The sequence below is a fragment of the uncultured Turicimonas sp. genome, from assembly GCF_902477955.1.
Taxonomy (GTDB): domain Bacteria; phylum Pseudomonadota; class Gammaproteobacteria; order Burkholderiales; family Burkholderiaceae_F; genus Turicimonas.
The window spans coordinates 16036-42586 of sequence record NZ_CABSJB010000006.1; the positions used below are offsets into that span (position 1 = coordinate 16036).

Consider the following 26551-nt stretch of genomic DNA (forward strand, 5'->3'; position numbering starts at 1 on the left):
ATTGTTCTTTACAGCATCCATCCGCTTATGCTCAAACAGAAAGAAACGATGGAAAAGGCACCCACCAGCGCAATGTCTTTCCCTGTCCATTGATACTTGGTTAATGTTCTGATTTTGCCATTAAAGCCTCGCAGAATCATACTTTGTTCCAAGATTCTCCCTTTCCGGAAAGCTTTCGAGAACAACAAAGCGACCATAGCACCGACCGTTCGATAAGTCCGAAGGTCAGTTTTCATGTAAAAGCCTCTTAACTTAGCGGCTTCCGTTAAGTTCGCATACTCTTTTTCAAAAATCGTAATTCCGCGGGCACAGAAAAGAATTATCGCCACAAGTTTGTCTGGAAATCCAAGCTGATTGAGCCCTGCAGCCAGCTGGCTGAAACTCATGGAGCTGACTAAGGTATAGAAAATACAAAATAGAGCATTGACTTTGAGGGTCACCAGCAAAGACAACTCAACACCTTCTTTTGTTAACCAGCTCCCTGCCCACAGAGGCACCCCCGGTGTGGTCCACGGAGTAAAGAACCATATAAACAAGACAAAAATATTGATCATTGCGGTTCTTTTAAGAAAAGAATTCCAAGGAGGAGGAAATATGCAGAGGACGATAAGGCCGCAAAGAAAGGCCAGACAAGCCGACGGAATTGTCGGAAGGATGGCCGCCACTGCCGCAAACACTAGTGCGCTTAGTATTTTTGAGGCGGGAGTAAAGGAAGAAATATTCATCGAAGAGCGGCCGGACAAAATGAGTTATTTCTGTTTTCTTCTGGTGGTAAACCAGGCAATCAACCCTGCAATGCCCACCAGCCAGCCGATTCCTCCGATGATATCTTTGAAGGTTGTTTTTGGCTGCTGAGCTTCTGCAAGCTGCTTTCTTAGAGGCGCTATTACGGTAACTTCAATATCGCGTTTAGCAGCCTGGATTGCTTCGTTCATCTCTTGCTGGGAAAAGAGTTTGGCTCCGGACTTCGGAAGCTTATTATCTGCCTGCGGACCTATTGCAGCAGGTGAAGGAGAAACTGAAGCAACAGGTGTAGAAATTCCGTCGAATTCAGATTTCTCAATGGTCCATTGATTCTGATGCCCCTCACCTGCGTTGACTATAACTGTTAAGGAAACGGGCTTAAAGTCAGGGGGGACTGCTGCACAGTTTTTGCCGTCTTTGGATGTCTTAGATGTCAAAACGACTTTTCCCTGCTCATCGATAATTTTGATGTCAGCATTCCTTGCAGGATTTCCTCCCGCAAAGGATGCTTCCACACAAATCTCTGATCCGGACGGGTATGCAAATACATTTAACCGATGAGCAAACGCTGCGCTCCCTGCAGACAAAGAAAGAAGGGGAACCAAAAGGGAAAGGATGACCTTAGCTTGTTTTTGCATCAAAAACTCCTGCATCTGTGCGTTTAATGTACACCACGACGATCGCTGTGAGGATGCCTTCGATAAACATGATGGGCAGGTTGCTTAAGAAAATCGTCCAAGCCGCCGCAACGAAGCCTTCATTCGAAAAAGCTAGCGCAAGTGCTGTGAGGAGGCCTGAGATAAAAACTCCGCTGAACCCTGCCGCAAATCCTGCTATTTTTAAATTCTTGCTAGTTGCCGGGCCCGCTAGCCAACGGAAAATTAATCCCGCAGCCCAGGCGCCAATTCCCATAGTCGCTGTATTTACTCCTAAGACAGTGAATCCGCCGAACTGAAAAAGAACGGCTTGCAGGAGCAATGCAACGAAAATGATAGGAAAAGATGCGGCTCCCAAGATGGCTCCGATGAGGCCATTGAGAATAAGATGCGCACTGGAAAAACCAATCGGAACGTGAATTAAGCTGGCCACAAAAAAAGCAGAACCTAATAAGCTTGCCAGCATTAAATGATTGGCAGGTATCTTTTTCAATCCATATGCGACACCGGCCGCAGCAACCACTGCGCCCGTAATCAGTACGGGTGCAGATAGAACTCCTTCAGCAATATGCATTTATTTCTTTAACTTGGGAGAGACAAATTCCGTCCATAATACAGCACCAAGTTCCACATCTTTGTCGGCACCGTCTTTTTTCATCTGGTAGTCGGCATCCGTCAAAGCGGCAAAGCCCCACCAACCGGCCCAAGGGACGGAGTAACTGAATATTCCTTGTTCGTCGGTCATCACAGTTTGAGTGACAAAAATATCATTAGGTGCTTCGGCAGTTTTTCCTTTGTTGTAGAACTCAACTTCAACCGGGGTGTTGGCGGCAGGTTTCCCGTCAACTAGAACCTTGCCTCGGAAAAGATTGCCGACATAGTTGCCGAATGGACGAGTCAGAGGAACAATTTCAGTTTTAACGCCCAAAGGATTTTCCCAGCCTTCTTCTACACCATAAGCCGGAACATATAACTTAGAGTAGTGGATGATGAACTTATCTTCGGCTGGTTCCCAGTAAGGAGCGGGCTCAAGAAGGAACTGGTACAAGCCGGGCCGGGAGATTTTGTATTGTGTTGTCCAGGCATCTTTTCCAAGCACGGTAGCCGGCTTTAATGTTGAAGTTAAGTCTTGAGCCTGATTATCTTTAAAAACGCTGAATTTTTGCGGCTTGTCCATGGTCATGCCGGTTTGTTCCATCGGATGATTAAAGGCGGCAGTTAATGTCAACACATTATCTTTTTGATTTTCCACAATTTGTTTGTCGGGGAGAACGCTGCCGAAATGGGCGGAAGCAGAGGCGGAAAAAATAAGTGCGGCAAAAAGAGCTGGAAATTTAATCATGGCGTCTCCAAAAAAATTAACGGACCCTGTAACTTTTTTAATAGGATCTTACGTTATCACTTGTAAAAAGAAAATCTATTTTCATTTAGTCCCAATGTGAGTAAAACGGCAGAATAAGGTCTGAATATGCTGTGGGGTTATCTTTATGTGAAAATATTTTTCATATAGTAAAATTCAATCTTCTTCGGAGAAAGGATTGAACACACACGTTATAAATTGGGCTTTTTTTCTTTTAGGACTCTCTGTTATGAGTCTTGGCATCAGCATCGTTACTGTTGCCGGCTTGGGAACCACTCCTATTAGCGCATTGCCTCTAGTTTCTTCTTATATCTCAGGTTTAACCTTCGGCCAGACAACTTTGATTATTAACCTGGCAATGATTCTGGGCCAGTTGATACTGCTGCGCAAAAACGTCAAATGGCTTGTGCTTTTGCTTCAGCTGCCGATGACTTACTTCTTCTCAGTCCTCATCGATTTCTCGATGAGTTGGGTTCAGACAATCGAGCTTGCAACTTACTGGCACAAAATCGCATTCAGTATGCTTGGCAACGCGGTCCTCGCTCTTGGTGTTTCTTTAGAAATCTATTCCAAAGCTGCGGTGCTACCGGGAGAGGGGCTAGTCGTGGCAATGGCTTTATTTTCAGGGAAACCATTCCCGAAAGTAAAAGTGTTCAATGATGTGATGCTAGTGGTTTTGGCGATCTTGCTGAGTTACTTTTTCTTCAAAGAATTACACGGAATTCGAGAAGGAACGATTATCTCGGCCGTTTGTGTCGGGATTTTTGTTAAAGGCTGGCTCTCAATATTTCGTCTTATCACCGGCAAAAAGACCGATGAGCAATGAAAAAGCGGCCCGAAGACCGCTTTATCTCTCATCTGATTAAATTAGATTCTCTTGGTGGTGCTGATAATCCAATATCTTTCAATAAGACCTACCACCAGTGCTATTACGCCGGCAACGGTAACTCCCAACGGGCCGATGAAGCAGCATCCGAAGGCGATTACGCCGCCGAGAATATAAACTGAAAACTTAACCCAGAAGTTTTCCGTCTTGCTGTTGGTCAGCTTGGCTCTCGGGTTGAGATCTAAGCTGAGCAAGTAGAAGGCGATGCATCTGGCAATGATCAGGATCAGTGTCGGAAGCATTAAATAGGCGATGGCTTCAGGAGCCTGCAGAATAGCAGCCATAATGGAATAGACGCCTAACCCCATCAGCATGGCATCAGCAACCATGAAGCTTGTCAGCCATCTTGCATTTTTAACTCCCGGCTGAGAAGTGCAGCTGAAGGCTACGCCTTTGTAGCAGATAACCACCAGAGCACCTAAGAAAGCCAGTATCACAAACATCCTTGTCAACATATCCAGAACGTCGATATACGGATTCAAGAAGTCTGTGGTATGAGCCGAAATGTATGACAGCCAATAAAGACCGACGGCAAACCCAACACAGGTGGCATAGCTGGCAAGTCCCCATACGCCAACCGAAAGAGGAGAGGTAAATCTCATCACTCGCATAGCGTTTGTGAAGCGGAAAGGATCTCCTAAGTCAAAAATCAACAAGAGCAAATCCAATACCACGATTGCCAGGGCAACCGTAATGGCCCATGGTAAGAGTGCTGTGAAATAACCCGGACCCGCCATCCACGCAAGTCCTGTGATGACCATGAAGCCGGAAGTCATATTGTTGAGATAGGCATCCCAAACAATGAGGTTTTCCCAGTCAGGGCGGTGAGTAATATCGTGCAGCTGGTAGGGCGATAATGAACCGCTAACCCAAGTCTTTTCTTTCATTATTCCTCTCCCTTACATTAAAGTTCCAACCACGACGGCACTGCACAAAATCAGTGTTGCCGCTGCTCTAAGATAGTCCATCGGCATATGTTCAGTCGGTGTAACCGGATTCTCAGGAAGGCCATAGACAGACGGTTTGTCCATAAGCAAGTAGAAGGAATTTAACGAACTGTAATGCTCGAAGTCATCGCATCCGTAGAGGTTGGCTTCCGGGTGACCATGTTCGTGTAGGAATTTCAGTCTTGCTCGGGCTTTTTCAACCATGACTTCACGCGGGCCGAAATCAATGGCACCGGTGGTGCAGGCAGTTACGCAAGCGGGTCTCAAGCCGTCGCGCAAACGGTCATAGCACTCAGCGCACTTGACGGAGTGGCCGGTTTCCGGATTGATTTCCGGAACGCCGAAAGGACAAGCTGCAATACACATTCCGCAGCCCATGCAGATATCGGTTTGATAGTACACTCCGCCGAATTCGTTGCGCATAATGGCGCCGGTCGGACAGGCTTGATGGCATGGAGACTGTCGGCAGTGCTTGCACTGATCTGCCATAAAGAGCCATTCACCGGTTTTCTTTTCAGCCAGTAAATTGTCGATATTCTTCGGAGCGGGATGATTAACCTCATTCTTTTCCGGGAATCTTTCGATGAATTTAACGTGACGCCAGTTCAGATAGGAAAGATCCTGAGTATTGTCGTAGCTGTCCCCGGACCACTTGGGTGTGGGAGCCTTTAACTGATTCCACTGTTTGCAAGCCACTTCACAGGATTTACATCCGGTACAGATGGAAGTATCGGTAAAGAACGCCATTTCAGTCTGAGTAGGTCTTGGCTCACGACGTTTAAAAAGGCCGTAAATCGGAGCGAATCTTCCTTCCTTCTTGGGAGAACCGGCAGGGAAGGCCTTGCTGATAAGATTAAAAATGTTGCTTTCTTTTAATTTCATGATTAGCTCCTCCCTTCTGGCTGAGAGGCCCACGGAGTATTAGGAATCGGCGCAATCATCGCTTCCGGATATTGAATCTTTTCCGGAACGAGTTTTTCAACTTTAGCCGGATCGCCTTTTTCAACTTTCACCACAAAGCCTTTAGATGCCGGGATTAAGCCGTCAGGAGCTTCGATAGCCGGGCTTAAGTCGTTGGTAATGGCACTGACCATATTGCCCTTGTAGCCTGAGCAGACAAAGGAGCCGACGATGCTTGAGGGTTTGCCGTGAACGATGCCGCTTCTGAGTCGCGGTGTTACCAGGGCTTTAACCTGAAGAGAATTTCTCAGGTTTTTAACCGTCACATAGCTGCCGGATTGAATACCGATTTCTTCTGCCATTTCTGGAGAAATTTCGATAAAGGTTTGCGGCTGCAGCTGGACAAGCCATGGAACATGTCTTGTCATTGCGCCGCTTAGCCAATGTTCAGTCATGTGATAGGTTGTCATGGCTGTCGGGAACATAGGATCGCCCTGAGGAGCGAGCTTGTTCAAATCGCTATCCATAGTGATTATTCCCGGAGTCTTGCTATTCTTGAAGAAAGCGTCTTTGTACGGGGATTCTGCAGGTTCGTAGAAGACTGGGAACGGACCTTCTTTAATTCCATAAGGTACAAAGAGCCAGGCTTTGCCGTCGGAATGGACGGTAAATGGTTCGGTGCCGGCTAACGCAGCTCCGCCTTTGGCTCCTTCCGGAGGTACATAGTCCGGGGCTTTGGTTTCATCGAAGTTAGGTTTGTCATATCCAACCCACTTCTTTTGAAGCTCATCCCACCAAATCAGCTTCTTATTTTCTGACCAGGGCTTCCCTTCCGGATCTGCTGAGCAGCGGTTGTAAAGGATTCGAGTATTTGTAGGCCAAGAAACACGGTAGGTCAGATCAAGTTCATGATCAACTTCCCCGGGCTCTCTTCTCTTCATCAGGTTGTTGCCTTCCTTATCGATAAAGCCGGCTAGCAAACGGCATCCGCAAATAGTAGTGCCGTCAGCTTTTAGTTCGCCGCTGGATTGAATCGGTTCCTTGGTTTCCAAATTGACGCCGTTCATTTCAAGAGCCACGGCGTTGATATCTGCGTCTCCTTCGACGGCAGGCAGTCCCATAACGTTAACAGCATTTGGCGCCATGCCGTAATTCCAGGTCAGCGTCCTCATACCTTCATCACGCGGCAGCATTGACTGTTCTGCCATCTTCTTGAAACGAAGACCGAGCTGGTAAATCCACCAAGCATCAGATCTGCAGTCTCCCGGAGCTTCTTTAACTCTGTCGTGCCATTGCATCAAACGCTCTGTATTGTTGGCAGAGCCGTCTTTTTCAATCAGAGCATTGGTCGGCAGGAGGAAGACTTCCGTCTTGCATTTTGATGGATCAGGAGCATCAGGATCGGCATACCAAACGGAGGCCGTCTCGTTTTCAAACATATCGCAGACGACAAGCCATTTCAGGTTTCTTATGGCGTCACGGCTCCAGCCCGTATTCGGGTTGGTTACTGCAATGTTCTGACCAAAAACAATCAAACCGTCGACTTTTCCTTCTAGGGCTCGTTCCATTGTGATTGTTAACGACTCATCTCCGGGAAGTTTCGGCAGATGCTGGTAGCCGTATTCATTTTCTTTGGTTGCTCCGTCCCCGTACCAAGCCTTAAGAAGACTGATCATGTAGTTCGGCAAAGAAGCCCAAGATCCTCTTTCGGTTTCCAATTTCCACATACCCTTGGATTTATCGCGTGCATCGCAGAAAGCATGGCCGTTTGCTAGATAATCTTTGAGAGTGGCATTCCCCGGTTTTGCTTCCGGCATAGGAATGTAGTTCGGAAGTGCTGCGAAGAGAGTCGGAATATCTGTAGCGCCTTGCACGTTCGAGTGACCGCGCAGGGCAAGAATGCCGCCGCCCGGACGTCCGATATTTCCAAGCAGAAGCTGGAGAATGGCTACTGAGCGAATAATCTGCGTGCCGTCACTGTGCTGAGTAAAGCCTGTGGCATAACAGAAAGCAGTTGTCTTATCGCGGCCGGAATTGCGGGCCATCAATTCTGCGACCTTGATAATGTCTGCAGGGCGGCATCCGCACGTATCCGCTACGGCCTCCGGCGTGTATTTCTCAACTTGTTTCTTCAGCAGCTGGAACACGCAGTTCGGATCTTGAAGCGTCGGGTCGGTTTTTGGTTTTCCTTTAGTGCCGTCAGGATTGATTTCGTACTGATAATCCCAAGAATCAGGTTCCAGAGAATAAGAATTGGTTTCAGGATTCCAGCCGTTAAACATGCCGGTGACCTGGTCAAATTTAAATCCCGGATTAATTAGGGTGGCTGCGTTCGTATAGTTCAATACATATTCATGGAACCATAAGTCGTTGTCCAGAATGTATTTGATAACTGCGTAAATGAAGGCAATGTCAGTGGCCGGGCGGATATGAACGTGATGGTCGCAGGCTGCGCTTGTTCTCGTGTAGCGAGGATCAATGTGAATCGTAGCCGCACCTTTCTTTTTGGCCTGCATAGGCCAGTAAAAGGCAACCGGGTGAGCTTCAGACATATTGGAGCCCATGATGACGATACAGTCACTGTTGAGCAAGTCTCTTGGGGGATTAGTGCATGCGCCGAAGCCGAAAGTAGGCGACAAAGCCGCAACAGTTGTCGAGTGGCAATAGCGGGCGGAGTTCTCAACCGGCATGAGGCCTAAGCCGCCGGTAAACAGCTTACGGAATAAATAGCATTCCTCGTTATCGTTTGCAGAACCGCCGATAAAACCAATATTCGGAACTTGGTTGACGGTAAGTCCGTTTTCGTCTTTCTCAATGAATCCTTTTGCTCGGCTGTCCCAAATTCTCTTGGCAACTTCATCAAGAATCCAATCAAGGGTGACTTCCTGCCACTTGTCGGATCCCGGAGCTCGGTACAACGGCTTCGTAACACGATAGGGATTGTCCACAAGAGCATATGTTGAACCGCCTTTAGGACAGAGTCTGCCTTGGTTTACCTGACTTCGGGGATCTCCTTCAATGTCCACCAACGTTTTGTCTTGGAAGAAGGCCAACTGAGAACAACCGACTGCGCAGTATTGGCAGAGAGTTGAACCAACTTTGGCTCCTCTAAGGCGGGAGCATTTCGATTCTGTACGCGGGCTTAATACATCTTGGATAGTAATCATAGTGAACCTTATGCGTATAGTTAGTTAATTAACAAAAAATATTCCTGTTTCTTTCGATTATGGACAACCCTTAGAAAATAAGTAGAAATACCCACTAAAATAAGCAATTTGAAAATTTAAACAGTGCCGCTCAGGTTGGAAAAATATCGTTGTCTCTTCTCTTTCAAACGTTTTTAAAGGATTTTTCCAAGATCCCAGAAAGAGAAACTTTGAAACAAACGTTACTTTTTGGAGCAGTGAATTTCATGAGGCTCGGAACTCTTTTGCGGTGTGGCTTTTCGAGGATTTTTCCTTAAAAATTAAATACCAATTCGGGAAATATAAGGCCCCTGGAGGTGATCGTTTTTCAGGCCAAAGAGTATATTGACCCGCATCCGAATGTGTTTTAGGAGACACAAATGAAAGGTTTCAAATTAGTAGCTGTTTCTCTTGCAGCGGCGCTCGCTTTTGGTTCTACTGCTTTCGCTCAGCAAGCACAGGCCCCAATTTCTGCGCCGCAAGCTGAAGCCCCGGCAGCTCAAAGTGCAAATCAATTTGAAAATGCAAATCAATTTGGTCCTGCTGCTGTAGTCATCAATAAACTTGTTACTATGCAAAACAGCGGCAAATTCCTTGTCACTCAGGAAGAGTTGGACAAAGCCACAGAATTTTTAATGAACAAAGCTAAAGCAGAGGGCGTAGAAGTAACTCGCGACGAGGCTTTGGTCGGTATGGGTTATATAGCCGGTTCTTTGGCTACATTCATGGACATCCAGAAGCAAGCAGCTGAAATGGTTCCTCAGGCTGTAACACCATTGCCCCCTGAAGTAATGCCTGCTCCGTCTGTAGAACCACAGACTGCTCAGCCGGCACCGCAAGTACAGCCGAGCGAACAAGCTCCTCAGGTACAACAGCCTTCCCAAATGCAAATAGCTCCGCAGCCGCTTCCTCAGGAAGAAATCTTGGTTCCTGTTCAACCGGGACAGTTCCAGCAAGGAGCTCCTTCTGCTCAAAATGCCCCGAGTGCTCAGCAATAACTGATTAAGACTGTAAGCTAAGACCTGTCTATTTAGCTTTAACAGAAAAAAGGAGACTATTTTGACGTTTAAAGTGCCGCCCTCACAAGATCCCAATGCGGATTTTGACGCTTTGGTTTTGGCTTTTATGCATCAGATGGGCTACGAATCAGACAATACAAAGAAAGGTGTGAAGTCTGCCGTTAAGGACTATGAAGCCAAACTTCAGGCCGAGCCTCCTCAATGGGTGTTTGATATTTGGCCTTCTATTGCTTTGAGCGTACTTCATTTGGCAATTGCCAAAGAAAAGAAGCTGCCTGAAAGATTGGACTTCCCTGAGTCGGCCTTGAAGAGCCCGAAGATGCCTCTGCAGGAACCAAATTGGACTAGTCCTGACGGTGTGTAATAGCCGTACGGATTCCAAATTATGTTGACAAACAAAAACCGCCTTTCGGCGGTTTTTGCGTCTTAGAGAACGATTGTTATCCCAAGAAGATATAGTTGCAGATGATCACGGAGATCATGCCGGCCATCATAGGGATCCAGTTTCTTCTGACGATTGCCATCGGGGAGACACCCGCAGCACCGGCCACCGCAATGATCACGCCGGCAACCGGGGACATGGCACGAAGCATACCGGAAGCAAATTGCATCGGGGTAACGAAAGCAGCTGCTGTTCCGCCTAAGCCGCCGGCAACGTCAGGAGCTAATGCGGCAAAGCTTGAGAAGGCGCCTACACCGGAACCGGTAAGGAATGTGACGAGACCGACAACGCCTGTAAGAACAATGGTCATACCGTTCAAACCAAGACCTAAATGCTGAGCGTGAGAAATGAGAGCATCAATCAGTCCGGTAACTTTAAGACCGTTGGCAAAGAACTCGGCGCAGATAATCAAGGCAACGATGGAAGCAAACATTCCGCCCATGGATTTGAAGATGAACTGACCGTCTTTCAATACTTCCTTAGGTTGTCTTCTTCTGATTAATTCGATGATGACAGTGAGGATCCAAACCAAAAGCAGGGCAGAAATAGTATTGAGTTTGATTGCGGAATAAACGAGTTTGCTGAAGATGATCATCAAAGCGATTGGCAGGCATGGAAGGATGGCATACCAGTTAGGAACATCGCGAACATCTTCTTTTTGAGTAAGAATGGCCTGAGTGTAAACATCGTCATTCTTCTTGTCGTAGTATTTCTGAACAATGTAGTGGGCAATGCCGACAACAATCAATGTTGGAATAGCAACCGGAAGCTGGCATTCTACAAAGTAGATAATCGGATCTAAGCCCGCTGTTTTAGCGGCAAGGTTTGCAGTTCCGCCTGCTGGCCCGAGAACCATGCCTGCTGTTGTACCGATGACAGAGGCTGCTGCCGCCGGAGAGACGCCGACACCGAGAAGAATCGGGAAAAGAGCTACTAAGAGCAGCATGGCAAGACCTGCGGCGCTCGGAATAACGAGAACCAAAGTCTGGCCGATGAAATAGCCGAGAACTAAAACAAGATAGGGAGAAGAAAGAGCTTTTAATGGCTTAATGCAGACATTAACCAAAGCTCTGGCAGCGCCAATCTTATCCATATAAGCTGCGAAGCCGCCGGCGACCATAATCAGGAAGCCGATGCCTGAAGCTTGTTTGGTGGCAATTGTTCTTAATAAATCAAAGATATCGAACCAGATGAAGCCGGAGGGTTTTACGCCTTTCGGAAGAAAGCCGTGAACTCCGCAAAGAACGGCGAAAACAAACATTGCTAAACCGGCAAATAATAAGACCATTGCCGTCGGATAGCGTTTGATAATCAGCCACCCGGTAATAATCGTGACAATTAAAGCAAACCATGGCATAAGCATTAACATGGTTATTCTCCTATTTGATTAAATTCAGATTCAAGGTTTTGAAGGGATTGATTAATTTGAGTGACTTGTTTTTCAAGCCATTGTGTGCGTTTTTCGTTTTTATCTTTGACATCCTGAAGCATCTTCTCAATTTCAGCCGGCTGAGGACCACCCTCGGTTTTGCGGTTGTTGATGATGGCAACGGGATCCAAGGCAGCCTTAAATCTTTCCAGAGACATCGGAAGCTCTGAACTGGCAGTCGGATATTCTTTTTCAATGACTTCTTTGTAGATTCTCTTCATTTCTTCATAAGGGAAGTCCAGAGGAAGAATCTTGTTGGCACGGGCGAAGCTGACCATCCGGCTGGCAACGTGATGGCCTACGCGGAACGGAAGACCGAATTCGTGCATTAAGACATCAGCGACTTCCTGGCTCGCGGTCCAGTCGTTATTAAGTTCTTCAAGAGCACGTTCTTTATCAACGACAAGGGCATTGAGGACCTTGTTGAACAGCTTGAGCATATTGACGGCACGATTGCCTAAAGCAGCATGGAGATCTTGTTTTTTCGGATCCAGCATACCGGTTTCAAGGTTGTGGGCGCGGAATACCACGCCTTGTGCTTGTCCGATAACTTCGCTGGCTTCCGTGCGGCAGTTGTTGACCAAGCCGGGGTTGCGTTTCTGAGGCATTGCGGAAGAAACGTAAGTATTGTCTCCGCCTTCCTGTAAAAGGATCCAAGGACGAGGTTGGGCGTACTGCACCATCAAGTCTGTTAGGAAAGAAGTGATATGGATGGCAATAGCGGTAACAATGGAAGAGAATTCAACAGGCAAATCGGATTGAGCAACCTGAGTGGCGTCAAAAGCATTGTAGGCAATGCCGGAGAAACCGAGTCTCTTGGCCATTTCTCTTCTGTCCAGAGGCCAGCAAGTACCGTTTAATACGGTTGAACCCATCGGGCAGACATTAAGTCTTTCGTAGAATTCTTCCAAACGGGCGAAATCTCTCAGGAATCCGTACAAGAAAGCGATCAAGTAATGGCTGTAGGCGTTGGGCTGAGCGGCAACACCGTTGGTGTAGTTGGGCAATACAACATCTCTGTGTTTTATAGCCAGTTTTTCGATTGTTTTAATGACGGTAAGAAGACCGTCGGCAACTTCAAGGGCCTTTTCACGAAGAGTGGCTGCTCGGTAGGTAGCATGAATGTCTTGGCTGGATCTGCCTGCATGCATAATCGTGATTTCAGGGCCGCTTTTTGCAATCATCTTTGGCTCAAAGGTGATGTAAGTCTTAGGACGAAGAGCGGGATCTTTTTCGCCGTCGGCGATAACTTCTCTGAGAGCTCTGGCCGCTTCAATTGCGATTGGCTTAGGAAGAAGGCCGAGCTTGCTGTTGATAACTATTGTGGCTTGGTTAACCTTGCTTAACCAAAAGAATTCGTCTCTTACTGCCATAGAAACTCCGTGGAAAAGTATGAATATTTTTGTTTTTTTATATTGCCTTTGATTCAGAGAAAAGACTAGGCAAGTTCTTCAAAAGCACTTTGCGGAGAATGCAAATTGTTGGCGCAAAGCCGGATTCTTTTTACCTAGAATAAAAGAAAGATGCGGGGACGAAGGTTTTTAAATCCTCGGTATCTCTAATAGGGATACCCCTTTAAAAATCAGTGAGATCCCGAAATATAAACCTCTAACTTAAATTGCTTAAATAAAATATCCCTTGTTTTGGTATTGAGGTTTTCTCTCACCACATCTGGCGATTTCTGCAAGGCGGTTTTGCGTGAAATGCAAAGTTATTGTTGAAATTGCAAGAGGTAATTAGACTCTGCGAAAAAGGAATCCCAATGACTAAGTTAAACGATCTCAACGCCTGGAGAATTTTCGTGAGCCTTTGCAGGACTGGAAGTTTCTCCGATACTGCCGCCGATTTTGACATTGACGTCTCTACGGTTTCGCGTTCAATCGGAGGGCTGGAAAAAGCCCTTGGTCAGGATCTTTTTTCGCGTAATTCTCGGCCTTTGCAGTTAACGCAAGTCGGCGAAAGAGCCAGGAGTCATATCGTTCCTTTGCTTCAAATGCACAACGAGATGATTTCAGATTTGCAGCAGGGCTCTTCTCAACTTAGCGGCAAAATCCGGCTTTCCTTAGCTCCTGGGTTCGTTACTCGATTCATGATGCCGATGCTGATGGAATTTAACGTGATGTATCCGGATATCAGCTTTGAAGTCGGAGGGGGCGGAGCAATCCAAGATATTCTTCAATACCGTTCTGATATTGCCGTGGTTACCTACAAGCCTAAGGACGCGAGAATCGTTAGTTTCTCCCGCGGAAGAAACGTCTACGTCCCGGTTGCTTCACCGGAATACATCAAAAAGTACGGGATGCCGCTGCATCCGAGAGATTTGGTAAACCACCGCGTTTTGCTTTATTCGGGAACCGTTAGAAACCCGACGAAGGTTCTCGTGAAGAACGGGATCGAAGAAGAAGTGGTTTGCGGCAACATTATGAAAGTCGCTAATATCCTGGCAATCAGAAGGTCCGTGCTTGATGGAATGGGTCTAGCCGTCGATCTGCCGTTAATTCATTGTGCGGAAGAAATTGCCGCAGGGAAGCTGATTCCCATCCTTCCCGGTTGGGTGAATCCGCCTCATGAATGTTTTATCATAACGTCGACTTCTCACTGGAGAGTGCGGCGTCATCGGATCTTTATGGAGTGGTTCCGGGACAGACTGAAGAAATTCTTTTCTCAGAAAGAAGATATAGTCCGTCCCTACTGGGAGCCCCCTAGAGAGACTGTGACGCGGGAAGTTTAACCGCGTGCTTTATTGATTGCGTCCCTTGTCTTTAGCGCTTCAGCTCTGGCTTTTTCGGCAAAATCCGCCTCTTTTGAGGCGTAGAGGATGGCACGGCTGGAGTTGATGACTAGACCTGTCTTATCCTTGTTCATCCCGGCTTTTACTGCAGCGTTAATGTCGCCGCCTTGTGCGCCGATGCCGGGGACCAAGAATGTAAGGTCAGGAACGACTGCACGGGCTTTTTTTAGTTCTTCAGGATAAGTGGCACCGATGACTAAACCCATCTGACCATTGGTATTCCATTCGGCGACTTTCTCAGCAACCTTGATGTAGAGAGGGACTCCTCCGACATCAAGCATCTGGAAGTCATCGCCGCCTTTGTTGCTGGTTCGGCAAAGAACAAATTCTCCCTTCTCAGCGTATTCAAGGTAAGGTTCAACAGAGTCTTTGCCCATGTACGGTGACAGAGTAACGCAGTCAGCTTTAAAGCGTTCAAAAACTTCTTTAGCGTAATGAGCCGCCGTGCTTCCGATATCTCCTCTTTTTGCGTCGAGAATGACAGGGATGCCGGGGTGGTTAGTGTGGATCCAGTCAATAATGTCAATGAGTTCCTGTTCGGCGCTCGATGACGAGAAGTAGGCAATTTGAGGCTTAAAAGCACAGACTAAATCTGCTGTCGCATCTACGATTTCAGTGCAGAAATCGAAGATCGGGCGAGAGGAAGTTTTAAACTTTTCCGGAAATCTTGCCGGCGTCGGATCCAAACCGATGCACAGTAAGGAATCATTTTTCTCCCAACAGGAGCTAAGCATCTGACTGAATTTCATAATGTTCTTTCGTAAAAATTGAGTTTAGTGGTCTTTTTCCAGAGGTGTGCCGGTTGCCATGACTTTCTCTTTCGGTCGATTAATCCAGAGATAAAACACTAACGGCAGAAGAATAGCACCGGAGACTCCGATAATAATCTTGTAGGAGAAAGCCGCGGCGAGCATACCGCCGAAAATTGGTCCCATCACTGAACCGATCTGCTGGGCTAAGTAAGATAACCCGAAAACACGGCCTTTGTCAGCGGGAGATGTCGAAATGGTGAGAACTGCATTAATAGCAGGGAAAATTCCGGCAAAAGTTAATCCGCCGATGAAACGCCAAATAGTAAATCCCTCTAAAGAAGACGGAAAGACTTGAACAATGCCGAAAATTGCCGAGCCGAAAAGAGCCAAGTAAAGCACTTGGCGATAGCCCCAGTTCTGACCCAGAATGCCCCAAATAGGAGAGGCAATGACGCCTGAAACACCAACGATGGAAAACACAATTCCGGAAACCAGAACGATTTTATCCATTGAGCCCTGGAGTTCTGCAACGTATAACGGCATGATTGGCTGGGTAAGCAAAATACTCATTTGAACGATTCCGGCGCAGATCAGCATACGTTTGACGGCAGGAATCTTTAGCAATGAGAAGTCCCAAACTTTGACAGGCTTGGCGTTCGGGTTTGGCTTTCTTGGTTCTTCTTTAATGTAGAAAAGGATGACGCAGGAAATAATGAAGAGTGCGCCCCCGGCGATAAAGAAGGAGGCGCGCATCCCGAACTGGTCAGCCAACAAACCGCCGAATAGGGGTCCGAGAACGCCTCCGGCAGTCATACCGCCTTGCATCACGCCTAAACAAAATCCAAGTTTCAGTTTTGGCGAACTTGCCGAGATAATAGCTAGAAGAGCAGGCCATAAGCCGGCAGAAAGGCCTTGAATGAATCGAACGCCGAATAGTTCCCAAGGATTTGTAACAATACCGCCGAGGAAATAAGTTATCGCTAAACAGAACCCTGCGCGCAAAGCCATTAACTTTCTGCTCTTCTTATCGGCAAGAGCCCCCCAAATAGGAGCCATGATGCCGCTGATAAGAAAGGTAACCGAAAAGATAAGGCCCGACCACATGTCTACATCTGCTTTGGCCACTCCCAAATCTTGAATGAGATACATGGGTAGGAAAGGAATGAGCATGGTATAGCTCATCGACATGAGAACCGTACAAGTTGTCAGAATTCCAAGCGAAATCTTCCAGTTCATTCAAACCTCAACACTAAATGATGCGAGAGAGTCATTCTTTATCAAGCAAGCCAAGGGAATTGCTTAAAGTATTTTTCTTCAAATCTTTTTATTTTGTCTTTAGATTTCAGCGTTAAACCCACAGGATCCAAGCCTTTAAGCAGTTTTTCTTTCCTTGAAGGTTCAATGTCGAAAGCAATGACGGTTCCCGAAGGCGCTTTTATAGTCTGTGCCTCCAAGTCTATGGTAATACTCTTTGATTCGTTTGTGGACAGCTCTTGCATCAAAGAGGACGTGCGCTCCGGTTCGACAACGATAGCTAAGATGCCGTTATTAGCGCAGTTGTCAAAGAAAATACCGGCAAATGAGGATCCGATAAGACATTTAATACCTCTCTTTTGAAGACCCCATACGGCATGTTCACGAGAAGAACCGCATCCGAAATTAGGACCCGTCACCAGAATCTCAGCGTTTCGAAATCCTTCTTGATTGAGAACGAAATCTTTTCTTTCGCTCCCGTCTTTGTTTAAGCGGACGTCATGGAAAAGCCCATCGAGGAGGCCTTCTTTATCAATTCTTTTTAAGAAGGCTTTGGGCATGATGATGTCAGTATCAATATTGGATGCCGGCATCGGTGCAGCGACAGCTGTCAGTTGTGTGAATTGAGACATGAACTATTCCTCCCGAATGTCGGCAATAAAACCCTTAACACTGGCTAGAGCGACCATTTGAGGACTGGCTAAGTGAGTCCTGGTTTGAACTCCCTGCCGTCCCTCGAAGTTGCGATTGGTCGCCGAGATACAACGATCTTGGGCGTCGAGAATATCCCCGTTCATTGCCAAACAAAGAGAGCAGCCGGAATTTCTCCATTCCCAACCGGCATCTTTGAAAATTTTGTCGATTCCTTCCCGTTCAGCTTGAGCACGGACTTGTGTGCTGCCCGGTACGACCATTGCCCAGACGCCCGGGGCAAGTTTCTTGCCTTTTAAGACAGCGGCAGCAGCTCGAAGATCTTCGATTCTTGAATTTGTGCAGGAACCAATGAACGCATGAGTAATCGGCAAGCCTTTAATTTTTTGTCCGGCTTTCAATCCCATATACGAGAGGGCTCTTTCGAAATCGGCTCTAACTTTAGGATCTTCGATTTCTTCCGGATTTGGAATAGCCTCGGAAATAAAACAATTCTGATCGGGACTAGTGCCCCAGGTAACAGAGGGCTCTAAGCCTGTGATGTCAATAGTTTCTTCCTTATCAAAAGCGGCGTCGGAATCGGATCTTAAAGTTCTCCAAAAGCTGACGGCTTCGTCCCAAAGTTTGCCGGTGGGACTGCATTCCTTGCCTTTCAGATATTCGAATACTTTTTCATCCGGGGCGATGACTGAAGAACGAGCTGCGCATTCGACCGCCATATTGCATAGAGTAAGTCTTTCTTCTGCCGTTAAGTCGCTGATGACCGGACCGCAGAATTCAACGCAGTGACCTGTACATCCGCCGGCTCCGAGTTTTTTGACAATGAAAAGAATAATGTCTTTGGCAGAAACTTCTGCGCCTCTCTTGCCGGTAACGCAGACCCTCATATTCTTGAGCTTTTTATAGCGAAGGGTAGAAGTTGCAAGGTAATGATAAATATCGGAGGTTCCGATTCCATATGCAACTGCTCCGAGAGCACCGTACATGGCGGTATGGCTGTCGCCTGCACCGATAAGCATTCCTGGAAGAACTTTTCCTCGTTCCACCATGACGACATGTTCAATGCCTTGCTTTGGGTTGCCGTTATTGAGGACTTCAAAATTAAAATCTGCTCCGTTTTTCAGAAGATATTTAACTTGGGTGCATGAATTCTCTTCTGAAGGAAATTCGGTTCGATTAGGAGCGCTTGAATTAACGTGATCTACCGTGCCGAGTGTGGCGCAGGGACGCCAAACTTGAAGTTTGTTTTCCCGTAAGAGAGAGAAGGCTTGCGGACTGGTGTATTCATTGACTACCGTCCTGTCAATGTACACAAGTCTCTCCCTGCCATCGGCTGTTAAGTTCTCAATAGTGTGAAGCTCAATTATTTTGTCGTATAAGGTTTGGGCTTTCATAAAAACTCCTTGGATTGGCTAGATTTTACTATTTCCGACATTTTTTACGACGTAGCGGTTGGTGCACTCTGAAAAACATACAGACGGCCTGCAGACAACCTGCATAAACAGCAATTAAGAGGCCGCAAGTTGGTTTTGTTTAAACGTAGTGTTTTTTGATCCAGGCATTAAACAGGAAGTCATAAATCGATAAACCTTTATCCGTTTTTCTCAAGATTCCTTTTTCAATCAAAGAGCGTGAAGCTGATTGAGTCGAGCTTACGGAGGAAAGGCTGTACTTTTTGACGAATTCTGTAGAAGAAGGATTCGACACCGTTTCCTCCTTGGCAACAGCAAACAGCAACGCTTTTTGAGCCATTGATAAAGTAGACAGAAGAGTACGATAAAAAACATCCTGCTCTTGTAATAGAGTCCTTACAGTCTTTTCCAGAGCATCCGCAGGGACCTTCTCCCCCGGAAGTGTATTGGCATAAATACGATTTAAAGCCGATTGAACAAACCACGTGCAGCCTTGGAACTCTTCGTAGATTTCATAAAAGACAGCCTCTGTGATGGTTTTATCCTCTTTTTCGAATTTTTCTTTTGCAAATAAAAAGTACTTGTTTGCTGGAATTGCCTCTAAGCGCATCATCGTTGAAGTCTGATAGAAAGGACTGCTGCTTTGAAGAAATAGATTAGACAGCAAATGAGCTTCGCTTCCTGCATAGATCATCTTCACGTTCGACGAAGTTTGTACGAGTCCTCTTAGGAAGGCAGCTGTATTAAAGTCCTTAAAGGAAAGGATCTGCTGAAATTCATCGATCGCTAGGATGACGGGTTTCTCAAGAGTATTCAGAACACTAAATGCTTCTTGCAGGGTTCTTTCTGGTTGTTTAATTTCTCCTAAGCTTATCCCAACTTCCGGTTTCCCTGTCATCGGATCTATTTCGAGAGAGAGTTGGATTGATCTGAATATGGCTGTTATTTTTTCTAAGAATGAGCCGGTCTCCTTTAAGTTATTAAAAATACAATTGGTTAGCTCGTAAGTAAACTCTTGGATGTTCCCGCAAGCGTACGCATCGAAATACAAACAGTTATAGTCTTTTTGAATTTGTTTGTTGTGAAATACATGTTGAATGAGTCCAGTTTTGCCCATTCTCCTCTCAGAGAACAAAACTACATTTCTTCCATTTCTGAGATGACCGATTAATTTCTCTTTTTCTTCTTCTCGATCACAAAAGTATTCTTCGGAGATGTAGGCTCCAATGACGAAAGGATTTGTAAGAAACATGATGCATAAGGCTTAAATTATCGGTTCTTAATGATTATAAATTAAATAATTTAACTTTAAATTATTTAACTTTAAATTATTTAACTTTAAATAATTAAATATTAAATAATAAAAAGTTTCTTCTGCGGTTATAGGCGTAGAACGCAAAAAGGAGCTTGATGAAAAACTATTAAAAGATGCCGGTGAGGACTACTGTGATGATGAGCAGCGGTGCTAAAACGCCGATGCCAATCCTAATTTCCTAGAGAAGATGCAATTTCTCAAGTAAACGTTCCACTTAATCCAACGTTGTTGTCAGAAGGCGGAAAGGTCGAAAACATTCTTATCTCAGAAATTGGACTCGCCTCGAGATGCAAAATTCCTGAGTTCCAGAGAACAACTCGAGTGGCTGGAGGCAACCCTTCTAGTTTGTACTCAGGTATTCTTGCCGAAACTATGAAATTTTTCTCAACATAACTGAGAAGTTATTTGGTAATCCTTACGTTCTTGTCTGTCGCCCGAGATAACTCTGGAGGCCGAGGAAGACCTAATCTTTCGTACCAAAATTCCCATTGATTAGAAATCTGGCTAAAAGCCTTTTGAGTTATTTGGGCCATTATTGTGCGGATAAGGCTGCTTTCTGAATCCTCAGCGCGGCAATACACATAAAAAGTCCAGGGCTCACGGTGCCAACCCACCAGGATCGGTTTAACTAGCCCTTGCGCAATGTATTCGCTCACATAGCCAATACTCAGATCGGTGGCTATGCCTGAACCTGAAAGCAACATTTCACGGCAAGCCGCTGCATCTCCGTAAAAAATGTCGGTCGTGGAAGGGACGTAGACGGTACGTTGACCGTTTGTGAGTTTATCCGAAAAGAAGCGATTGTTACGATTGCGCATAAGAATGCGATGCTTGCCCGAGAGCAGTTCATCAATGGTTTGAGGCTCTCCCCAGCGTCTAAGATAATGAGTTGAAGCCATTATGAAATTAAAACATTGGGCGATCGGGAGCGCATATACTCCTTTTCTTTGCCAGAGATATCCAGCCATAGAGATGTCGGTTAAATGTTCGAGGAGTGCTTCAATTCCGCTGTCAGCGGAAAATTCCAAATGAAGGTCGGAATGCTTCTGCTCGTATTCGTACAAAGCAGAAAGCAACGGTACTTTATCAAAATTTGCCGGAAGGCTAATGCGGATATTTCGTATTTGTTTTCGACCGGTTTGCTCTTTCTGAATTTCCTCGAGTTGCAATAAAGCAGCGTTATAAGCTCGAGCGATACGCCCTGCCTGAACGTCTAGACGCTTAGCCTCGAGAGTGATTTTTGCGGGACGACTATTACGATCTAAAAAAATCGTTTGACACTCTTTCTCCAAACTTGAAATTCTCCGTGAGGCTTCCGACAGTTCAATTCCAAGCACCTCGGCAGCAGATGATAGTGTTCCTTTTTTATTTAGAGCATGCAACAAGCGCCAGTTTTGAATATTTTCTGAAGGTTTCATCGGGATTTCTTCTCAATTCTTTGTTGTAGTTTTTGCAAGTTTAAGTTTCTAATCTTCCATTTTCAAGAACAATGCAACTCCCTATAGTGGACGTCAGAATCACAGTCTTCACCAAAGGAGAAAGATATGAAAACAGGGTTTGACTTACTATTAGATTCGGCTAACACACATTCCACGGCGTATACGATGAAAGCTCGCCACCAACTCAATCTGGAGGGACTTCTGCCTCCTGTGCCTACTACACTGCAGCTTCAAGCCCAGGCCGTCCTTAACACACTGGAGTTATGCGATACACCTTTTCAAAAGGCTCTATTTCTTCAGACAATCCATGCAAGTAACGAAACACTTTTTTTCTATCTTCTCATTAATCATGTTTCCCAAATACTTCCTATCGCCTATACACCAGCTGTAGCTGAACTTTGCTTGAACTATTCACATTGCTGGAGGTTTCCTAAGGGGTTGTTTTTGAGTTGGGAGGAACGAGGTCGCATAGATGAAATTCTCGCCAATGTTCGTCAGAAAAAAGTAGACATGATCGTAATGACCGACGGAGAGCGCATTCTGGGACTTGGAGATCTCGGCATCAACGGAATGCCAATCCCAGCAGGAAAACTGGGCCTCTATACTGCATTTGCAGGTGTTGACCCATCGCGCACGCTGCCGATAACAATTGACGTGGGAACAAACAATGAGGCTTATCTCAAGGATCCGCTTTATCTCGGTCATCGGCATCATCGGATCTCTGGAAAAGACTATTTCTTGTTCTTAGAAGAGATCGTTGACAACATTAAAAAGCGCTGGCCTGGTGCTGTTATCCAGTTCGAAGACTTTGGCAACGCAAACGCTTTCGCTCTCCTTTCCCGCTTCAGACACCGTTACAGTTGTTTTAGCGATGATATCCAAGGAACAGGCAGTATAGTAGTAGCCGGCCTTATTGCAGCGGCACGCGCAAAAGGTTCGAAACTTTCGGATGAACGAGTTCTTTTTTTCGGAGCAGGAGAGGCAGGAACAGGATCTGCGGATCAGCTCTGCACTGCTATGAATGTCATTGACGGCACCTCTTTGGAGAAGGCCCGAAGCCAAATGTACCTTTTCGATGTAGATGGACTTGTTACTTCAGATCGTGTTAATTGTGGCCACGGCCATGCTCCTTATGCTAAATCGATGGCCGCGGAACAGGATTTGCTAAAGTGTATTCGTACCATCAGACCGACCGCTCTTATTGGCCTTTCAACTGCAGGGGGTGCCTTTACGGAGGAAGTTCTCCGAGAGATGGGAAAACTCAACAAACAGCCCATCATTTTTCCTCTTTCCAATCCAAACAGTAAATCTGAATGTTCTCCGGAAGAAGCGTATAGGGCAACCGAAGGTAGAGCCTTGGTAGCAACCGGTTCTCCATTTCCCCAATGGAGTTTTAAAGACAAAACATTAACTCCGCGCCAAGGAAACAATGCCTACATTTATCCGGCTATTGGTCTTGCAGCTCTCCTAGGGAAGCTTGCGACAATAGAAGACGAAGACTTCCTTATTGCCTCCCTTACCGTAGCCGATATGGTGACTAAGGAAGATATGGCCAGCGGAGCTCTCTACCCTCCATTTGAAAAGGTAAGGGAGGTATGTTGCTCAATAGCCGCTAACATTATTAGCAACGCGCAAAGAAACGGCCGTTGCTCCATAACGCTTCCAGTTGATATAAAAGCCTGGGTTAAGGAACAAATGTACGAGCCTTCTTATCACTGATTATTAACGAAACAAGCGGAATTTTCCACTCTCACGCATACAGAAATCCCCATTGCTGGGTTAAATAATTTCATTGTGAATAATAAAAAGTTCCTTCTGCGGTTATAGGCGTAGAAGGAACTTGATGAAAAGCTATTAAAAGATGCCGGTGAGGACTACTGTGATGATGAGCAACGGTGCTAAAACGCCGATACCAATTCTGATAACCCAGAGAAGAGTCTTGTTTACAGGTTTGGCACTCGTAAGCTGTTTAGCAGTGACTTCCCAAGCAATCCAAGCGGCAACTAGACTGAAGCCGATCTCAGAAATCGGCATGCCGACGTTGCTTGTTAGGAAATCGAGAAGATCGAAAACGTTCTTGCCGAAGATCTTAAAGTCCGCCAGAGATCCGAAACTTAACGTGCAGAAAAGTCCGATGATGGCAGCTGCAGCGGTAATAATCCAAGTAATAATTGAGCGGTTGTCAGTTCCTCTGGAAGTTAGAACGGCAGCCACTACGGCTTCCAACATTGAGATGGAGCTGGTAATGGCAGCTACAACCAAGCAGAAATAAAACAAGGCAGCAAAGAATGCGCCGAAAGGCATCTGGGAAAAAATGGCCGGCATCGTGACAAATGTTAAACCGGGGCCTGCTGTCGGACTGAGATTGAAAGCAAACACTGCGGGCATGACCATTAAGCCGCCTAGGACTGCAGATAAGATCGCTAAAAATGCAATCCAAGCAGTCGAAGAGACTAGGTTAACTTTTTCCGAGAGATAGCCGGCATAGGTGACCATGACAGCTGCGCCAAGCGATAGAGAGAAAAATGTGAATCCCATCGCATTGAAGACGGCTTCAGTTGTGAAAGCTGAGAAATTAGGTTTAAATAAGTACTCCAGACCTTGTATCGCACCCGGAAGGGTTAATCCTCTGACAATAAGAATTAACATGAGTACGAAAAGAACCGGCATTAAAACTTTTGCCAAACGTTCAATTCCTTTCTGGACTCCGCGAGATACTATCCACGCGTTGATGGCTAAGAATACCAACTGGTAGAGATAGGCGACTACGCCGTTGCTGACGAAATTGCCGAAATTTTTATTGAGTTCATCGGCATTGGAAACTAACCCGTTTCCGAATAATGCGTCAATGAAGTACTTAATGCACCAACCGCCGACACAAGAGTAAAAGCACAGAATCAAGAAAGCCGTCAGAACTCCGATCGCACCGAAAATTCTCCATCCCTTTCCTGCTACTTTAGTAAGGGAACCGATAGGGCCGGCACGCCCGGCTCTTCCGACAACATACTCGCTGATGAGCATGGCTACACCAACGGTAAAGGTGAATAATAAGTACGATAAAAGGAAAACGGAACCGCCGTTGTTTCCGGCTAAGTACGGGAATTTCCAAATTGCTCCCAAGCCCACGGCAGAACCGGCGCTGGCGAGAATGAAGCCTAAGCGAGATGTCCAGGAGGATGCGACAGCCATGATTGAATCTTCTTTTTATTTTAACTGTAAGGAATGTTACAGGCTTCCTCCTCGAATTTAGAGTTTTGAACTATGAACTTGTTAACGCATGAGGACAAACAATAAGGAGAAGCATCTATCTCCTCCTCATCCTTTTTCCATGTTGAACTCATCAGCAGGCGATTATTTCGTATTCTTTTTGATGGCCTTGAGAACAATTTCTTGTGTCAGCAGTTCCGGAAGAATTTCCGTAGACCCATCCGGTTCATAAACGACATATAGAGGAACTCCGCTTCTGCCGAAATGTTCCAGGACTTTTGTGATTCTTTCATCGTAGTTCGTCCAATCGGCTTCAAGCACGACAAAGTCATTGTCTTTGAAAGCTTTTTGGACTTCAGAGGTGCGCAGAACGGCTAATTTGTTGGCCTGACATGTTAAGCACCAAGATGCCGTGAAGTCCACAAATACTCGTTTTCCTTGTTTGAGGGCATCGTCCACCTTTTGCGGGGACCAACTGTCTGCTCCTTGGTAGACTTCTTGTACCGGAGAGATGGCTGAGAGCGTTAAGCCTCCTCCTACGAAAAATAATGTTGCGGCAGCAAGAACGGCGGCAACGGGTTTCGCCGAAAGCTTGCCGAATTGGAACTTTCCGTAAAAATAGAGGGCAGCGCAGCACCAGAGAAGACCTGTACAAATGCAGGCAAACGCAAGAATACTGATTTGTTGAGATAAAACCCAAAGGAGCCAAAGGGCTGTCAACCCCATAGGCAAAGCCATCCACTTTTTGAATGTGATCATCCATTGCCCCGGCTTAGGAAGCCAGCGTGTAAGCCACGGGAAAACGGTGAGTAAAAACCAAGGCAGAGCCATGCCTAAGCCTAAGGCTAAGAAGATGAACAAAGTTTCAATATAAGAGGCACTTAACGCATAGCCCAGAGCAGCCCCCATGAAAGGAGCAGTGCAGGGGGATGCAACAAAAACCGCAAGAACTCCGGTGAGGAAGCTCTCCAGAAAAGGAGAACGTTTTTTCGCTGCCCCGGCTCCTGAAATTCTTGGAGTAAAACTAAATTCAAAAAATCCGAGAAGGTTTACCGAGAGAACAATAAATAAGGCTGCTAAAGCGCAGACAAAGAAAGGAGATTGGAGTTGGAAGCCCCAACCGATCATTGCACCGGTCGACTTAACCGCAATAAGCAGGCTGGACAGAACAAGCATTGTGAGCAAAATGCCTGCTAAGAATCCGAATCCGTGAGGCAACAAGTTCTTAGTGCCTCGGTTTTCAACGATGCCGATTATCTTCAAAGAAAGAACAGGGAAGACACAAGGCATTAAATTCAGAATTAAGCCGCCGAGGAAGGCAAAGAAGGCTGAAATCAGTAATGAGCCTTGAGACAAATTCAGTTGCTCTGATTTAACCGGAATCGTTAAGGAGGCTTCTTTTAACGGTGCACTGAAGTTTTTAGCCCAGCCGCCTTGAGATTCCTTGCCGTCGTTAACCAGAATTAATCCCTCGAAAGTGTCCCCTGTATTAATAAATTCGGTGGCGTGTAGGAAAACGGAAAAACCATTAGCCATTGGGACAATCTCTTGCGGTGCTCCATAAGAGATGGAATCTGCCGTTTGGGCAAAGATGTAGACGTTCTCTAATGCTCCTTTATCCGGAAAAGACAACTCAATAAGTTTCTTTGAATGGTCAATTTTTGCAGTAACGGGGATGCTGTCGGATGGGATGTCCTTGAGTGTTTCTTGGAAGATGTCGTAGGCGTCAGAGGGAACGGACTTTGGTCCAACTTTAATATCTAAGGAAAGAGAGGCTCTACCCGGAACGCATTGTTCCGCACACATGAGCCAAGAAACCTCCGCTTTCAATGAGGCTGAGGAGCCAAGAGGCTGGTCGGCGGGAATAGTGATCTGTACGGGAAGAAGGACTTCTCCGTCATAACCGTAATTGATAAGCGTCCCGAGCTTAAATACTTTGGGAATCGGCCACTGAATGTCGCCGGCTTTCCATCCGTCCGGGAGCGTCCATTGGATCTCTGTGGGAAGGCCGCTGTCGCCGGTGGCTTTCCAATAAGTATGCCAATGAGGATCGTGAGTTAGTTTCAGGCCGACTTCTATGGTCGAGCCAGGCGTGGCTTCGGCCATAGAAGAGATAAGCTCTGCTTTTACGAAATTGCTTTTGGTTTTTGGCGCCCAAGGAG

At 46.2% G+C, this 26551-nt stretch carries 21 protein-coding genes and 1 pseudogene; 5 read left to right on the plus strand and 17 right to left on the minus strand.

Features of this window, described 5'->3' with window-relative positions; translation table 11 throughout:
• Positions 1–8: 8 nt before the first annotated feature.
• Genes RDK53_RS02945 through RDK53_RS02960 form a run of 4 tightly spaced genes read right to left on the minus strand, consistent with a single transcriptional unit; the run spans position 9 to position 2742 of the window.
• Positions 9–725: an energy-coupling factor transporter transmembrane component T gene (locus RDK53_RS02945; protein ID WP_308513210.1), complete on the minus strand. Its 717-nt coding sequence runs from the start codon at positions 723–725 to the stop codon at positions 9–11.
• 24 nt (positions 726–749) lie between these two features.
• Positions 750–1382, minus strand: coding sequence for a hypothetical protein (locus RDK53_RS02950; RefSeq protein WP_308513211.1), 633 nt, complete (start codon positions 1380–1382; stop codon positions 750–752).
• The gene (gene cbiM / locus RDK53_RS02955) at positions 1366–1974 is read right to left on the minus strand and encodes a cobalt transporter CbiM (protein WP_308513212.1); all 609 of its coding nucleotides are present in this window, start codon (positions 1972–1974) and stop codon (positions 1366–1368) included. Before cbiM ends, RDK53_RS02950 begins: the two co-directional genes overlap by 17 nt.
• Complete coding sequence (locus RDK53_RS02960) at positions 1975–2742, minus strand: DUF4198 domain-containing protein (RefSeq protein ID WP_308513213.1); 768 nt, start codon at positions 2740–2742, stop codon at positions 1975–1977.
• Between the two features lie 196 nt (positions 2743–2938).
• Here RDK53_RS02960 and RDK53_RS02965 point away from each other — a divergent pair, with 196 nt between their 5' ends.
• Complete coding sequence (locus RDK53_RS02965; protein ID WP_308513215.1) at positions 2939–3586, plus strand: DUF6198 family protein; 648 nt, start codon at positions 2939–2941, stop codon at positions 3584–3586.
• A 41-nt stretch (positions 3587–3627) separates the two neighbouring features.
• Here the strand turns inward: RDK53_RS02965 and nrfD are convergent, their stop codons facing one another.
• From nrfD to fdnG, 3 genes are read right to left on the minus strand one after another with little or no spacing between them, the layout of a single operon-like run.
• Positions 3628–4533: an NrfD/PsrC family molybdoenzyme membrane anchor subunit gene (gene nrfD / locus RDK53_RS02970; protein ID WP_308513216.1), complete on the minus strand. Its 906-nt coding sequence runs from the start codon at positions 4531–4533 to the stop codon at positions 3628–3630.
• Between the two features lie 12 nt (positions 4534–4545).
• Positions 4546–5475, minus strand: coding sequence for a 4Fe-4S dicluster domain-containing protein (locus RDK53_RS02975; protein WP_308513217.1), 930 nt, complete (start codon positions 5473–5475; stop codon positions 4546–4548).
• A gap of 2 nt (positions 5476–5477) precedes the next feature.
• Positions 5478–8660 (minus strand): formate dehydrogenase-N subunit alpha, encoded by a 3183-nt coding sequence (gene fdnG / locus RDK53_RS02980; RefSeq protein ID WP_308513218.1) that lies wholly within the window; start codon positions 8658–8660, stop codon positions 5478–5480.
• 398 nt (positions 8661–9058) lie between these two features.
• Here fdnG and RDK53_RS02985 point away from each other — a divergent pair, with 398 nt between their 5' ends.
• Both RDK53_RS02985 and RDK53_RS02990 read left to right on the plus strand, forming a co-directional pair.
• Positions 9059–9676, plus strand: a complete 618-nt coding sequence (locus RDK53_RS02985; RefSeq protein WP_308513219.1) for a hypothetical protein — start codon at positions 9059–9061, stop codon at positions 9674–9676.
• Between the two features lie 61 nt (positions 9677–9737).
• Complete coding sequence (locus RDK53_RS02990; RefSeq protein ID WP_308513220.1) at positions 9738–10061, plus strand: hypothetical protein; 324 nt, start codon at positions 9738–9740, stop codon at positions 10059–10061.
• Positions 10062–10137: 76 nt separating this feature from the next.
• Here the strand turns inward: RDK53_RS02990 and dcuC are convergent, their stop codons facing one another.
• Complete coding sequence (gene dcuC / locus RDK53_RS02995) at positions 10138–11508, minus strand: C4-dicarboxylate transporter DcuC (protein ID WP_308513221.1); 1371 nt, start codon at positions 11506–11508, stop codon at positions 10138–10140.
• A 2-nt stretch (positions 11509–11510) separates the two neighbouring features.
• Positions 11511–12941: a lyase family protein gene (locus tag RDK53_RS03000; protein WP_308513222.1), complete on the minus strand. Its 1431-nt coding sequence runs from the start codon at positions 12939–12941 to the stop codon at positions 11511–11513.
• Positions 12942–13330: 389 nt separating this feature from the next.
• Between RDK53_RS03000 and RDK53_RS03005 the strand changes: the two genes are divergently transcribed.
• On the plus strand, positions 13331–14299 hold the full coding sequence (locus RDK53_RS03005; protein WP_308513223.1) for a LysR family transcriptional regulator: 969 nt from the start codon (positions 13331–13333) through the stop codon (positions 14297–14299).
• On the opposite strand, the gene pyrF is transcribed toward RDK53_RS03005, so the two are convergent.
• From pyrF to RDK53_RS03035, 6 genes are all read right to left on the minus strand, one after another.
• Positions 14296–15108, minus strand: a complete 813-nt coding sequence (pyrF, locus tag RDK53_RS03010) for an orotidine-5'-phosphate decarboxylase (RefSeq protein ID WP_308513224.1) — start codon at positions 15106–15108, stop codon at positions 14296–14298. The two genes, RDK53_RS03005 and pyrF, sit on opposite strands and share 4 nt — an antisense overlap.
• Before the next feature lie 24 nt (positions 15109–15132).
• The gene (locus RDK53_RS03015; RefSeq protein WP_308513225.1) at positions 15133–16347 is read right to left on the minus strand and encodes an MFS transporter; all 1215 of its coding nucleotides are present in this window, start codon (positions 16345–16347) and stop codon (positions 15133–15135) included.
• Between the two features lie 41 nt (positions 16348–16388).
• Complete coding sequence (leuD, locus tag RDK53_RS03020) at positions 16389–16997, minus strand: 3-isopropylmalate dehydratase small subunit (RefSeq protein ID WP_308513226.1); 609 nt, start codon at positions 16995–16997, stop codon at positions 16389–16391.
• A gap of 3 nt (positions 16998–17000) precedes the next feature.
• Positions 17001–18410, minus strand: coding sequence for a 3-isopropylmalate dehydratase large subunit (gene leuC, locus RDK53_RS03025; RefSeq protein WP_308513227.1), 1410 nt, complete (start codon positions 18408–18410; stop codon positions 17001–17003).
• 139 nt (positions 18411–18549) lie between these two features.
• Entirely contained in the window at positions 18550–19680 is a 1131-nt protein-coding gene (locus RDK53_RS03030; RefSeq protein ID WP_308513228.1) for an ATP-binding protein, read from the minus strand.
• Between the two features lie 464 nt (positions 19681–20144).
• Positions 20145–21161, minus strand: a complete 1017-nt coding sequence (locus tag RDK53_RS03035) for a LysR family transcriptional regulator (protein ID WP_308513229.1) — start codon at positions 21159–21161, stop codon at positions 20145–20147.
• A 120-nt stretch (positions 21162–21281) separates the two neighbouring features.
• Here RDK53_RS03035 and RDK53_RS03040 point away from each other — a divergent pair.
• Positions 21282–22901, plus strand: a pseudogene (locus tag RDK53_RS03040) (NAD-dependent malic enzyme); the annotation flags it as partial.
• 135 nt (positions 22902–23036) lie between these two features.
• Here the strand turns inward: RDK53_RS03040 and RDK53_RS03045 are convergent.
• Both RDK53_RS03045 and RDK53_RS03050 read right to left on the minus strand, forming a co-directional pair.
• Complete coding sequence (locus tag RDK53_RS03045; protein WP_308513230.1) at positions 23037–24371, minus strand: sodium-dependent transporter; 1335 nt, start codon at positions 24369–24371, stop codon at positions 23037–23039.
• Between the two features lie 162 nt (positions 24372–24533).
• Entirely contained in the window at positions 24534–26495 is a 1962-nt protein-coding gene (locus RDK53_RS03050) for a thioredoxin family protein (RefSeq protein WP_308513231.1), read from the minus strand.
• Positions 26496–26551 lie beyond the last annotated feature (56 nt).